This window comes from Synechococcus sp. TAK9802 (assembly GCF_014279535.1).
In the GTDB taxonomy this organism is placed as follows: Bacteria; Cyanobacteriota; Cyanobacteriia; order PCC-6307; family Cyanobiaceae; genus Parasynechococcus.
Genome location: NZ_CP047937.1, coordinates 389,786 through 401,991, shown reverse-complemented (window position 1 = coordinate 401,991; position 12,206 = coordinate 389,786). Strand labels below are relative to the sequence as shown.

Below are 12,206 nucleotides of genomic sequence, written 5' to 3'. Positions count from 1 at the left end.
CACGACTGGCCTACATTCCCCAGGGCTTGCGAGCGGTTGAAGAGATGTCAAGGCTGAAGACAGGGCTGAAGGTCAGCGCCTGGATCGCCATCTTCATTGTTGCCGTCGTTTATCTGCAGCGATATGGCATCGCACCGCTGCAAAGCGCCGTGAATGACATGGGCATCTGGGCCCCACTCGGCCTGTTCCTGCTGCGGGGGGTGAGCATCATCCTGCCGGCGCTGCCGAGTTCGGTGTATTCCCTCCTGGCAGGCTCGCTGCTGGGCTTCAAAGCGGGCTACCTCACGATCATCCTTTCGGACCTGGTGTTCTGCAGCGCGGCTTTCTTCATTGCCCGTCGCTGGGGACGCGGACCGGTGAGCCGTCTGGTGGGGGCCAGCGCGATGAAACGCATCGATGGTTTCAGCAAGAACCAGCTGGAGGGCAACTTCTTCTTGATGACAGGCCTGCTGATGACCGGGCTGTTTGATTTCCTCAGCTATGCGATCGGGATCAGCCGCACCCACTGGCGTCTATTCGCTCCGGCACTGCTGATCAGCGTGCTGATCAGCGATTCGATCCTCGTGGCTGTTGGAGCTGGTGCCGCTCAAGGCGCCAGCCTCACCCTGGGCTTGGCTCTGCTGGCCATGTTTGCTCTGGCCACCATCACCGGTGTGCTGAAAAAGAAATCCTCAGAGGCGCCCTCCAACACCCACTCCTGACAGGAGCCCTGGGGGATGACAGCCGATCCATGTCGATTCCCACGAACCGCTGACTGGGTCGGGGAAATTCCTGGACACTGGTTACATTCGAGTTGATCGGCGTTTCTCGATGAGCGCACTGGCAGATCCGAGAATTGCCACCCTGCAGAACCAGGCCGGCAGCAGCGGTGAGCTGGATCTACCGGTGGGGGACGGTTGTTTTCGGATCAATCTCCGTGATGAAAACATCGCGCTCTGGCAGGAGACATTTGATCAACACACCACGGCGGCCAACCTTCTGCTGGCTTGCGAAGAAAGCAATGGAGACCTCAAGGACACTCGCCTGACCTGGGTGGTGGGATCTGCCATCCGTACAGCGACGGCCTCAAGCCCAGACGCCGTCGGCTGGCTGTTAACGCAGTTGGGTGTACCAACTGAACTCACGGAAGCAGCCATCAGCCGTTGTCCTGGCCTGGGGGACGACCTGGTGTGGGCTTTTTACCTGGAACGCCACGGGTGGCTGATCGCAACACCGGTGGCCAGCATTAACCCTTGAACCTTCAAAACACCGACTTCAAGACCCTGGTGCAGACCGCCCAGGTTCAAGGGCTGAGCCTCAACCAAGATTTGCCGCATGCCACGCGCAGCATTCTTGAGCGTGCTGATCAAGCCCAACGCCAGCTCACGAGTGAGGAGCTGACGAAGATCTGCCAGGCCTCCGGCATTGATCAGTCTCTCCCCGGCAGCTTGATCCAACAATCGGATCAGCTGGTGAACCAGGCACGGGCACAGCTGCTTGCAACCCAACCGCATCTGGTGCAACTGGGCGGAGCTCTTCACCCGCAGGACAGGGCAGAGGCCTGCTGGCGGGACTGCTGGAACTTTCTACGCGTGGTCATCTACGCGGTGGCCTGCAACCAGAGCTGCTTTACAAACCCGAGCGGCATGGCCGCCCTGAGAGAGCTGTACAGACGAATGAACGTGCCCATCGAGGGGATGAACATCGCCCTCATTCAGCTCAAAAAGCTTGCGCTGGACGGGGTCTCGCGATCGAACGACCGACAGCTGATCAGCGACTGCTTCCAACACCTGAGCGATCAGCTCAACAAAACTGCAGTTAAGAGCTGATAAGCGGCCGGCCTGAAAACAGTTTCTTCAAGGGAAGATTTCCGACAAGTATTTCTACTCACGGCGCACGCCATGGCCATCCCGCTCCTTGGGTACCCGCTCAGCTCGCAGAACGGTCGGGTGAGCAATCTCGCCGGAGACAACAGCACCGTTCAGAGCCAGCTCTATCCCTCCTCTGCTGCAGGTGACGACACCAGCCGCAGCGACATGGATGCCGTGATCGAACAGGCCTACCGCCAGGTCTTCTTCCATGCGATGCGCAGTGATCGCGAACCATTCCTGGAATCACAACTCCGCAGCGGCAACATCACGGTGCGGGATTTCATCCGAGGCCTGCTGCTCTCGGAACGCTTCCAGCAGGGCTACTACCAGTGCAGCTCCAACTACCGGATGGTGGATCAGGTGGTGGGACGGGTGCTCGGCCGCCCGACCCATGGCGACGCCGAACGCCGCGCCTGGTCGATCGTGATCGGCGAAAAGGGCTTCACAGCCTTTGTCGACGCAGTGCTCGACAGCCCTGAATACATGGAAAGCTTCGGCTACGACCTGGTTCCTCAGCAACGCTCGCGGGTGTTGCCGGGTCGATCCCTGGGCGAGACCCCGATTTACCAGCAATTCCCGCGCTACGGGGCCGACTGGCGCGATGCCTTGCAGGATCGAGCTCCCAGCGACCAGGCCGCTCAGATGCAGCAGCTGGAGATGTCGTCGGCCTGGGTCAATGGCCAACCTCCTGCCTTCGCCCTCAAGCTCTGGCTGGGCCTGGCGGTTGTCGGCGGATTCGAGCTGGGCCGTGTGGTCCTTACCATCGCCTTCTCGATGCTTCGCAGCTGACTTCCTTGACGGCGCTTTCCAACCCCCTGAACCTGGACACCTGGCAGCCGCCGGAACAGACCCTGGCCTCAGGGTCACTGGATGGCGCGGTTGATGCTCGGGGGGCCGATTGGAGGGGAGTGACTATTGAAAAGGGCGACCTGCGTGGCGCCAATCTCTGTCGAGCCGATCTCAGGGGCGCCGACCTCTCCAGCTGCCAGCTGGAGGGAGCCGACCTGCGGCTGGCGCGCTACGACGCCAGCACCCGTGTTCCGGAGGGCTTTGATCTGCTCAGCAGCGGAGCCGTCGGCCCCAAAGCAAGGCTGAGTGGTGTGTTCTTGAACAGCACCGACCTGCGGGGCATGGATTTGCGCGGTGCCGTGCTGATGGGGGCCTATCTCAGCGGAGCTGACCTGAGTGGTGCCCTGCTCGACAATGTTCGTCTGGTGGGATCGGATCTTCGTCACGCGATCCTGCGGGGTGCCATGTGCCGGGGAACCCGCTTTGGCACGTGCCAGCTGGACTTCGCCGATTTTCGCGGCGCCGACCTCTCCGAAGCAGGGCTGGAGAGCGCGGAATCGATCAAAGGAGCCGATTTCTCCCTCACCACAGGGCTCAGTGGGCAGCGTGATGCGCTCTTGGCCCGCCCCTTCGAAGAACTCGACTGCTGGAATCCCCTGACGCGGAGCACCACACGCGACAGCCTCGAATCCCTGTCCTAAAGCGGATTACGCCGATCCACCACCCGAATACCGGGGGCCGAATCGTCATGTCACGCAACATTCGGACACATTTGATTGAGCTTTATAAAGAACCCGCTCCAGGCCACCACTTCTGAATGACCATGGCGTGACGCACACGTCATGTTGTCCATGCCCTTCGGTCCTGCCTCTCTGCTCGGGGTCGAGCGTTTCTCGCAAGAGAGCGAAGCTCCTCTGGAACTCATCCCTGGTGATGACGACGCCAAGAAGGAACAAATCATCCGCGCCGTTTACAAGCAGGTGCTGGGCAATGCCTATGTGATGGAGAGCGAGCGTCAGCTCGTGGCTGAGTCCCAGTTCAAGCTGGGCGAAATCAGCGTGAGAGAGCTGGTGCGCCGCATCGCCAAGAGCGAGCTGTACCGCGATCGCTTCTTCGACGCCTGCTCCCGATACCGCTACATCGAGCTGGCCTTCCGTCACCTGCTGGGACGCGCCCCCGTGGACTTCGATGAGATGCGTGCTCACGCCGAACGGCTCGACAGCCACGGCTACGAAGCCGACATCGACAGCTTCATCGACAGCGCCGACTACCAGGACACCTACGGCGAGTGGACTGTTCCCTTCCAGCGGGGCTGGAAGACCGAATCCTGCACCACCCTGCAGGAGTTCACCTGGAGCTTCCAGCTGCTTCGTGGCAACAGCAGCAGCAGCCTGAAAGGCGATCTTTCCGGGATCAGCAGCAAGCTCGGCGGTAACGCCTACCAGAACCGCCCGATGGCGGTGGTGCCCCCCTCCTCCACAGAAGCCACCGGCTGGAGCTTCCGTCCCTCCAAGAACCTGCAGGATGCCCCCACCCGCCATGGCGTGGGTGCCGGCGAACAAGGCAAGACCTACCGGGTGGAAGTCACTGGTTACAGCGCCAACAACGTGCGCCGGATCTCCCGCTACACCCGCTCCAACCGGGTGTACTTCGTGCCCTTCGACAAGCTCTCCGAGCAGTTCAAGCGCATCCATGCCGAAGGCGGCAAGATCGCCAGCATCACGCCTGTGAACTGAGTTCCTTGATCGATCAGCAGGGCGGCTGCCCGGGAGTTCGCGCATGACCCCGCATCGCCGCCTCTGATTCGAACTCACTCCGCAACACCTTTTCTCCCCTCACCCGCCTCCCACCATGTCTGCCTCACAAGGCTTCGGCGCCGCCTCCCTCAACGATGCTCCCGTCTCCTTCAGCCGGACCCGCAACGCATCCGCAAAAGCAGCCCTGAGCAACGGCGAATTCCTCCGCCAATCCTGCGCTTCTATGAAGATCGCCATCGGGCCCCGCAATCATGAGGATTGCCCCCATGGCGTCACCGCCCAGCGCTACGCACCGGACGACTCCGCCGCCCTGGCCACAGCCATCAGTGCTGCGTACCGCCAGGTGTATGGCAACGCCCACGTGATGGATAACGAGCGTTCCGCTGAGCTGGAAGCCCGTTACGGCAATGGCGAGCTCACCACCCGCGATTTCGTTCGCGGCCTGGCCAAAACCTCCTTCTACAAAGCCCGCTTTTTCGAGGGTGTAGCCCCTCAGCGCGGCATCGAACTGAACCTGAAGCACCTGCTGGGCCGTCCTCCCGTGGATCAGGCCGAGATGTCGGCGCACATTTCACTGCTGGCGAGCGGTGGCCACGAGGCCGTGATCGATTTCATCGTCGATGGCGCTGAATACGCCGAAGTGTTTGGTGACGACGTGGTGCCTTACACCCGCTCCTTCACGTCCGCTGCTGGCATTCCCAACAACAGCTTCGCCCGCATGGCGACGCTCGAGCGAGGCTTCGCCATCAGCGACAGCGCCATCGGCAGCAGCAGCCAGCTTGCCAATGGCTTGGCACGCAACACCACGGCCTACATCCAGCTACCCTCCGGAGCCAGCTTCACCGGCGGCGCGCAACCCAGCGGCATGGGCAGCAATGCGCAATTCGCTGCCAAGAAGCGCACCAGCAGCGATGGTGGAGATTCCACCCCGATCCGCAACGACGCCTACGTCGGTTTTGGCCTGGGACAGCGGGAGCAAGAAGTGTTCCAACGCTGCCCAGGTGACAGCGCCGATCAGATCAATGGTCTGATTCGTGCCACCTACCGCCAGGTGATGGGCAACCCCCACCTGATGGAGTCGGAGCGTGCAATGGCCGCTGAAAGCCGTTATGCAGAGGGTTATCTCAGCACAAGAGAACTGGTGCGAGCGATCGCGCTCTCCCCTGAGTACAGCCGCCGTTTCTTCGAAACCAACGCCCCGTACCGCTTCGTTGAGCTCAACTTCAAGCACTTCCTGGGCCGGGCACCCAAGTCTCAGGCCGAACTGAGTGAGCACATCCAGATCCTGGCCAACGACGGCTACGAGGCAGAGATCAACAGCTACCTCGACAGCGCCGAATACCAGAACACCTTTGGTGAAGACACAGTGCCTTACATGCGCATCCTCACCGAAGAAGGACGGGCACAGGTGGCCTTCAACCGTCACCTCTCGCTGGCTGAAGGTTTCGCAGCCAGCGATGCCGTGCTCAACAGCGCATCCCTGGTGACCTCCATGGCCACCAACTCCGTCCCCAGTGGCTGGAGAACCACCACGAGCCGGACCAACCGGAATGGCGCAGTGGCTGGATCTCCCTCTGCAACCACGAAGCGCTTCCGCATCGTGGTTCAGGCTCAGCCCCGCGGCGGACGCCAGCGCACGCCGAATGCGAGCTACCTCGTCTCCGGCAAGGACATGAGCAGCCAGATGAAGTACATCCACGCCCGCGGCGGCCGGATCGTCTCCATCACCGAAGTGATGTGATCGCGCGGGTCATCGCGACCCGCTTCACACCACCACCCTCCCTCAAGGGGCCCCATCACTCTCACTTCGATGCCGGCCCCTTTCGACGCACCTCCCCCCTCAACCAATGACCACTGCCACCCTGGCCACACCCGCCAACCAAGATCGCAGCCACGCTGAAGACATCATCCGTGCCGTGTACCGGCAGGTCTTCGGGAACCGGCACCTGATGGAGCTGGACGTTCAGCCCTCCATCGAAGCTCTCTTCATCAACGGCGACCTCACTGTTCAGGGTCTGGTCACAGCACTGGCTCAGTCGGAGAGCTACCGGCGGCTGTTCCTTGAGACGAACAACCCTTATCGCTTCGTTGAACTGAACTTCAAGCACCTGCTGGGTCGTCCTCCCCGGGATCAGGCTGAAATCAGTGAGCACGTGCGTCGCCTGGCCGACGAAGGTTTCGAAGCCGAAATCGCCAGCTACACCTACAGCGACGAGTATCTGAACAACTTCGGGATCGACTCGGTTCCCTACGCCCGTACCCAAACGAGCGTCGACGGCGAAAGCACCGTGGCCTACCAGCGCAACCAGGCCATGGATCCTGGCTTCGCTGGCTTCGATGCCGATCAAGGCTCTGTGCTGCAGGTGAGCCTGGCCTCCAACTCGAACCCCACGGCAGCGGGCACCAGAAAAGTGGTTGGCGGCGGCAACCGCTTCACCATCCTCTGGACCTCCCGCGTTCAGCTTGGTGCCGTGCGTCGCTCTGCCCAGCGCTCGGTGGTGAGCTACGCCTCCCTGTCCCGCACCATTCAGAGCATCCAGGCTCAGGGTGGAAACATTCTTTCTATTGCGAACGCTTAATCCTTGTGCTGATCCGGCCCTTGCGGCCGGATCAGTCCGTCATGATTGGTGCCTGAAACGTCTGGACCCAATCGGTGAATCCAGGGAGATTTCATCTCCTGAAACCGCCAGCTTTTGAATCATGCCCATCCTTCGTCAACCCACCAACAGCCAGCCGGGATCGAATCAGGGCTTTCAGTCTTCTGTGTCCTCCGTTCCTGTTGCCATGTCGATGATGATCGACTCCATGGTGAACATGGTGCAGAACAGCCGTCCTGATCTGAAGGCTGAGACCGACTCCAGCACCAAATGAACATCGAGCAATTTGTTGCTCAAAGCGAGGGAACGTGGCGATCAATGCGATCCGGCCACTCCCTCGCTTTTCAGCAATTTGAAGAAGTCCTCAGTGAAGTTCAAATATCACGAATTGACGCTTCCGATAAAGAAATTAACAACCTGATTCAATCGTCGAGCCTGGGTGAAGGATCAGAGGTCTCGGCACCGTTTCGAATGACCTGGGCTGCCGAAAGCGATTGGGAACCTGATGATCCCAATGAGGTCTCATCAGGTTCATGCCTGATTGTGCCCATTCCAAGCGATGACAGCAAAGGCGTTCTGCTTCGGAGTGTTGGCTATGCAGAAGCAGCACCAGCGGAATCCAGCTACAGCTTTCTCAGCGACGGAACATTTCTGCTCACCACGCAATACGAGCAATCCATCGCCGAAGAACGCATCTGGTTTGTCTCGGAGCATGTTCGCTGCCGCTCTTCGGTGCTCCGCACATCGGCTGGATCAGGTGTGTTGCAAACGTCCTTTGCTTCTGAAGTGCGGCGCCTGAGCAGCTGATCCCACGCCAATGTCAGACAACAACGAGGCTGTGCTCCTCTTCGCCAAGACTCTCGCAGGGCACTACAGCAATCTCCAACAATCTCAGGAGAACCCCAAGGATTTCGCTCACATCAATATCTTTTTTCGCCCGCTCCCCTGGGATGTTCTTAAAGCGCCTGGGTTTTATTCAGAGCAAAGTTATGACCACGATCCTTGGCGGCCCTACCGCCAAGGCATTCATCGTTTGCTCCCGGCCGAGGGTGAGACGTTCATCGTTGAAAACTACGGATTTGCTGATCCCATCCGGCTGGCTGGTGCAGGCCAACGGCCTGAACTCCTCAACAGCCTCAAGCCTGAGTCTCTGAAGCCACGTTGTGGCTGTGGGATGCACTTTCGCGAGGTTGAATCCGGTCGCTACCTGGGTGAAGTGGAACCTGGCAAGAACTGCATGGTTCCCCGGGATGGCCGGCTGACGTATTTAGTCAGCGAAGTGGATGTCAACGCAACAGACTGGATCAGTCGCGATCGAGGCTTTGACCCCGACACGGATGAGCAGCGCTGGGGCTCCGAACACGGGCCGCTGCGATTCAAACGTGTGGCTCACCTCGGGAACGAGCTGGACCAAAACTGGCTCCAGTGGTGAGCAACCTCCTCGTCTGAGCGGCTAGACGATGTCTGCAATTGAGGCCGAGAAACAACTGAAAACCTGGATCCGATCGCAGCATCTGATTTGCGAAGGAACCGATTTCATCTTTGAAACGGTGGATCAAACCCACCTCGAAAAATTCGAGCGTTGCATTGAAGCCATCGGTGGACGGGTGCGAAAAATTGCAGCTGCCGGCAACTGGCCGATGGGCCCAAGGCGCACCTTCAAAATCCTGCGTGCTACAGCAGCAGTTCCCAGACCCGGTGGTGAGTCACTGGTGACCTATTGGGCCAAACGCGGCACCACACGCACCCGCTACGCGGAGATCAGCTGAAGCGATCAATCATCAAACCAGCCGAACCAGGTGGGTTTGCTGAAGTCAGACACCTGACTCCAACTCCGCAACAGCGTGAGCGAATCAATGGCAAAACCCTGGGCTTGGGCCAAGCCAATCACCTCATCCTGGTTCCGTGCTGATTTCACCTGGTCCTTGAGATCAGGCCGTGTTTTGACCAGCTGGATGAACGACGCCAAAGCCGCATCTTTCTCTGCATCCGTCAGGCTGGGTGCCGGGGCGCTAGCCGGCTGGGCAACGGACTGATCCCGGGTCACCGAAAAATCTGCAGGGCCAAGCATTCCCTCGGATTCAGCACCATCCATCAACAGCGCACGCCAGCGGGACAATTGACGAAATGCCCAGCTCCAATGGGCTGGATCGGCCCGGTGAACAGAGGCCAGATCGCCATCGGAGGTCTGCAACCAATCCATGGCCAGATATCTCCCCCAATCCGCCAAGGTGATCGAGTAGCCACGGATGTTGGCGTAGGCAACGATGTCGTAATGGGAGCCGAGCGTCTTGATCCCCGTGGCTAGCCCGTGATCATCCGCAATCGCCTGGACGAAACGCTCAAGTTCAGAGTTGGCCATCATCAACACTCCTGAATCCAGAGGGCAAAATTAACCTTTTCACAGATCATCTGCAGTACCAAAGGACCACCAGGGCACTGAAGAATTCGCCAGGGCACCTTTGAATCTATTACCCCCGAATCCACCAGAATCTTGGGGGGACGCGTTGCCTGCTCAAGCGGGATAAGTGAGGCAGCCAAAGGGCTTTCGACCTGCTTCAACAATGCATTGAGATCATCAAGCGAGGCAATTTGATTCAACGCCGATCCGGATTGATGCAATTCAACAAATCGACGAATTTCTTGAGCTGCGCTTTCGGCAACGGCCATTCGGCTTAAGCTTTAGCTGGACGGGATCATAAGCCAAATGAACCATCCTCAGGTTTTTCAAATTCTTGATCGGCAATGAGCGAACGCTTCGACACTCTTTTCGCTGGAATGAGTGAAGAGACGGCGATGGAAACGTTGCTCAAGCCGCCCGCCGAGCTCAAGAATCCTGGCCTTAAATATCTCGCCGCAACCCGTCTTGGCGCCTGCCAATCCCCCGAGTCCCTTCAGAGACTCCTGGCAGCCGGAGCCAACGATTCCGACGACCTCTACGAACGCATCACCCGGCGCAAAGCCCTCGAAGCCCTGGGCCGACGCAAAGACCGCTCGGCGCTTCCTGTTCTTCTTGCTGCCCTACAGGCCGATGACGAACCCACCGTCGTCAATGCCGCTGATGCCATCGCCCGGCTGAGTACACCTCTAAATAAGGAGGAGCAAACGGCACTGCTGCAAGCGCTTCAGGGCCCCGACAACCAACGCCGGGCCGTGCTTCAGGCCTTCTGCCGCCTGGGCATGAACGATGCCAGCGGCCAGATTGATCGTTGCCGCAACGACAGCAATCCCCTGGTGGCGGGAGCGGCCCATGCCTATGCCATTCGGGTGCTGGGCGACCAGCAAGGTCTTCATCCGCTTGTAGAGCAGCTCCGAGATGACAACCCCGGGCGACGACGGGCCGCCGTGATCGATCTGGGAGATGCGGGCCGGATCGAAGCCCTGGCGGCGTTGATCCGTTGCCCGGTCTCGATGCCCCTGCGCGCCAAGAGTGCGTTTCAGATGGCCACCCGCCAAACGGGCGCCGTTGATCCTGATGCGACAGATCTGTTGAAGGAGCTGCTTCAGGACGATCCAAGGCAGTTGAACCTGGACGGCATCCCCGAAACCGCTGCCGAACCCGAAGCGATCAAGGAGGGACTGCAGCATCGGGACGAAGCCCGCCAGTACGCCGCCGCCAAAGCTCTGATGGCGATGCCCAGAGCCGCGCAACTCGATCAGATCGATGCGTTGCGCTCCAGCCTCGGCAGCGACTACGGCGTTCACTACCTGCTGGCGAGCTGCACCGGACTGCTGGAGCTGCATGAACGCAGCGACCTGGTGCGTGATGCACTGGCGGAAACAGCACCGCAATATGCGAAGTCCCGAATCGCTGGCGCCTGGAGCTGCCTGCGACTACAGCTGCGGGATCAAACATCACTGCTGGAAGAGGTTGGCCGCAGCCATCCCTGGCAGCCGCTGCAGTGGAGCTGCCGCGAAGTGGCACTCCTTCTCTCTTAAATCGAAGCCGCTCCGCACTTTTGTTTTTCTTTCTTTTTTCAGTGCAAATTTGTATTGAGAAGCCTGAAGCAATTGCCCCCATGACTTGGCGGGCGGCGTACGGTCCCGGGGTGATGCATCGCATCTACCCCCCTCTCCTAAGCATTTGATTATGCTCGACGCATTCTCTAGGCAGGCTGTTTCCGCTGATTCCAGCGGCAGCTTCATCGGTGGCGCTCAGCTGAACGACCTCAAGGCATTCATCGCCGAGGGCAACAAGCGTCTGGACGCCGTGAACGCCATCACCGCCAACGCTTCCTGCGTGGTGTCCGACTCCGTTGCAGGCATCTGCTGCGAGAACACCGGCCTGACCGCCCCCAACGGTGGTGTGTACACCAACCGCAAGATGGCTGCTTGCCTGCGTGATGCTGAGATCATCATGCGCTACGTCTCCTACGCCCTGCTGGCTGGTGACGCTTCCGTGCTGCAGGACCGCTGCCTGAACGGTCTGCGCGAGACCTATGCCGCTCTGGGCGTTCCTTCCGGTTCCGCTTCCCGCGCTGTGGCCATCATGAAGGCCTCCGCCTGTGCGCACATCACCAACACCAACAACACCACTGGTGAGAAGCGCAAGATGCCTGTGACCGAGGGCGACTGCAACGCACTCTCCGCTGAGGCTGCTTCCTACTTCGACATGGTGATCAGCGCCATCAGCTGAACCGCCTGAGATTTTCAAGCACAACCTTCTTTTAAATCAATGAAGTCCGTTCTCACCACCGTCATCGGCGCCGCAGACAGCGGCTCCCGTTTCCCCACCAGCTCCGACCTGGAGTCTGTGCAGGGTTCCCTGCAGCGTGCAGCCGCCCGTCTCGAGGCTGCTGAGAAAATCGCTCAGAACTATGACGCCATCGCTCAGCGCGCTGTCGACGCCGTCTACACCCAGTACCCCAACGGTGCCACCGGCCGTCAGCCCCGCCAGTGCGCCACCGAAGGCAAGGAGAAGTGCAAGCGCGACTTCGTCCACTACCTGCGTCTGATCAACTACTCCCTGGTTGTTGGCGGCACCGGCCCTCTGGACGAACTTGCCATCAACGGTCAGCGTGAGGTCTACAAGGCCCTCAGCATCGACCCCGGCACCTACGTTGCTGGTTTCACCCAAATGCGTAACGACGGCTGCGCTCCTCGCGACCTGAGCCCCCAGGCTCTGACCGAGTACAACGCTGCTCTGGACTACGTGATCAACTCCCTCGCCTGATTCTCAGCCGAGAGATTCGATTCGAACTCCATTGCAGGGG

The 12,206-nt window shown here is 59.9% G+C and carries 17 protein-coding genes; 15 read left to right on the top strand and 2 right to left on the bottom strand.

Features of this window, described 5'->3' with window-relative positions; all coding sequences use genetic code 11:
• Positions 1 to 44 precede the first annotated feature (44 nt).
• From SynTAK9802_RS02190 to SynTAK9802_RS02135, 12 genes are all read left to right on the top strand, one after another.
• Positions 45 to 701, top strand: coding sequence for a TVP38/TMEM64 family protein (locus SynTAK9802_RS02190; RefSeq protein WP_115010524.1), 657 nt, complete (start codon positions 45 to 47; stop codon positions 699 to 701).
• Between the two features lie 109 nt (positions 702 to 810).
• Positions 811 to 1,236, top strand: coding sequence for a hypothetical protein (locus SynTAK9802_RS02185; protein WP_186497065.1), 426 nt, complete (start codon positions 811 to 813; stop codon positions 1,234 to 1,236).
• A complete protein-coding gene (locus SynTAK9802_RS02180) occupies positions 1,233 to 1,808 on the top strand; it encodes a phycobilisome polypeptide (RefSeq protein ID WP_186497063.1) in 576 nt (191 codons plus the stop codon). Before SynTAK9802_RS02185 ends, SynTAK9802_RS02180 begins: the two co-directional genes overlap by 4 nt.
• Positions 1,809 to 1,880: 72 nt before the next feature.
• Complete coding sequence (locus SynTAK9802_RS02175; protein WP_186497061.1) at positions 1,881 to 2,639, top strand: phycobilisome rod-core linker polypeptide; 759 nt, start codon at positions 1,881 to 1,883, stop codon at positions 2,637 to 2,639.
• 5 nt (positions 2,640 to 2,644) lie between these two features.
• The gene (locus SynTAK9802_RS02170) at positions 2,645 to 3,340 is read left to right on the top strand and encodes a pentapeptide repeat-containing protein (protein ID WP_255487806.1); all 696 of its coding nucleotides are present in this window, start codon (positions 2,645 to 2,647) and stop codon (positions 3,338 to 3,340) included.
• 150 nt (positions 3,341 to 3,490) lie between these two features.
• Positions 3,491 to 4,375 (top strand): phycobilisome linker polypeptide, encoded by an 885-nt coding sequence (locus SynTAK9802_RS02165; RefSeq protein WP_114987441.1) that lies wholly within the window; start codon positions 3,491 to 3,493, stop codon positions 4,373 to 4,375.
• A gap of 115 nt (positions 4,376 to 4,490) precedes the next feature.
• A complete protein-coding gene (locus tag SynTAK9802_RS02160) occupies positions 4,491 to 6,137 on the top strand; it encodes a phycobilisome rod-core linker polypeptide (RefSeq protein ID WP_114987375.1) in 1,647 nt (548 codons plus the stop codon).
• 106 nt (positions 6,138 to 6,243) lie between these two features.
• Positions 6,244 to 6,975 (top strand): phycobilisome rod-core linker polypeptide, encoded by a 732-nt coding sequence (locus SynTAK9802_RS02155; RefSeq protein WP_115132300.1) that lies wholly within the window; start codon positions 6,244 to 6,246, stop codon positions 6,973 to 6,975.
• 121 nt (positions 6,976 to 7,096) lie between these two features.
• The gene (locus SynTAK9802_RS02150) at positions 7,097 to 7,267 is read left to right on the top strand and encodes a hypothetical protein (protein ID WP_170950981.1); all 171 of its coding nucleotides are present in this window, start codon (positions 7,097 to 7,099) and stop codon (positions 7,265 to 7,267) included.
• Complete coding sequence (locus SynTAK9802_RS02145; RefSeq protein ID WP_186497059.1) at positions 7,264 to 7,800, top strand: phycobiliprotein lyase; 537 nt, start codon at positions 7,264 to 7,266, stop codon at positions 7,798 to 7,800. Before SynTAK9802_RS02150 ends, SynTAK9802_RS02145 begins: the two co-directional genes overlap by 4 nt.
• A 10-nt stretch (positions 7,801 to 7,810) precedes the next feature.
• Positions 7,811 to 8,425 carry a chromophore lyase CpcT/CpeT gene (locus tag SynTAK9802_RS02140; RefSeq protein ID WP_114987369.1) on the top strand — a complete coding sequence of 205 codons (615 nt, stop codon included), beginning with the start codon at positions 7,811 to 7,813 and terminating at the stop codon, positions 8,423 to 8,425.
• A 28-nt stretch (positions 8,426 to 8,453) separates the two neighbouring features.
• Positions 8,454 to 8,762 (top strand): CpeR family transcriptional regulator, encoded by a 309-nt coding sequence (locus SynTAK9802_RS02135; RefSeq protein ID WP_114987367.1) that lies wholly within the window; start codon positions 8,454 to 8,456, stop codon positions 8,760 to 8,762.
• Positions 8,763 to 8,767: 5 nt separating this feature from the next.
• Here the strand turns inward: SynTAK9802_RS02135 and SynTAK9802_RS02130 are convergent, their stop codons facing one another.
• A complete protein-coding gene (locus SynTAK9802_RS02130) occupies positions 8,768 to 9,358 on the bottom strand; it encodes a Nif11-like leader peptide family natural product precursor (protein WP_255487805.1) in 591 nt (196 codons plus the stop codon).
• The gene (locus SynTAK9802_RS02125) at positions 9,358 to 9,663 is read right to left on the bottom strand and encodes a hypothetical protein (RefSeq protein WP_186497057.1); all 306 of its coding nucleotides are present in this window, start codon (positions 9,661 to 9,663) and stop codon (positions 9,358 to 9,360) included. Before SynTAK9802_RS02125 ends, SynTAK9802_RS02130 begins: the two co-directional genes overlap by 1 nt.
• A gap of 75 nt (positions 9,664 to 9,738) precedes the next feature.
• Between SynTAK9802_RS02125 and SynTAK9802_RS02120 the strand changes: the two genes are divergently transcribed.
• The 3 genes from SynTAK9802_RS02120 (at position 9,739) to mpeA (ending at position 12,166) form a co-directional block, all read left to right on the top strand.
• A complete protein-coding gene (locus SynTAK9802_RS02120; RefSeq protein WP_186497055.1) occupies positions 9,739 to 10,932 on the top strand; it encodes a HEAT repeat domain-containing protein in 1,194 nt (397 codons plus the stop codon).
• Between the two features lie 151 nt (positions 10,933 to 11,083).
• A complete protein-coding gene (locus SynTAK9802_RS02115; RefSeq protein WP_114987359.1) occupies positions 11,084 to 11,629 on the top strand; it encodes a bleomycin hydrolase in 546 nt (181 codons plus the stop codon).
• A gap of 39 nt (positions 11,630 to 11,668) precedes the next feature.
• Complete coding sequence (gene mpeA / locus SynTAK9802_RS02110; protein ID WP_043695066.1) at positions 11,669 to 12,166, top strand: class 2 C-phycoerythrin subunit alpha; 498 nt, start codon at positions 11,669 to 11,671, stop codon at positions 12,164 to 12,166.
• The last annotated feature ends 40 nt before the right edge of the window (positions 12,167 to 12,206 follow it).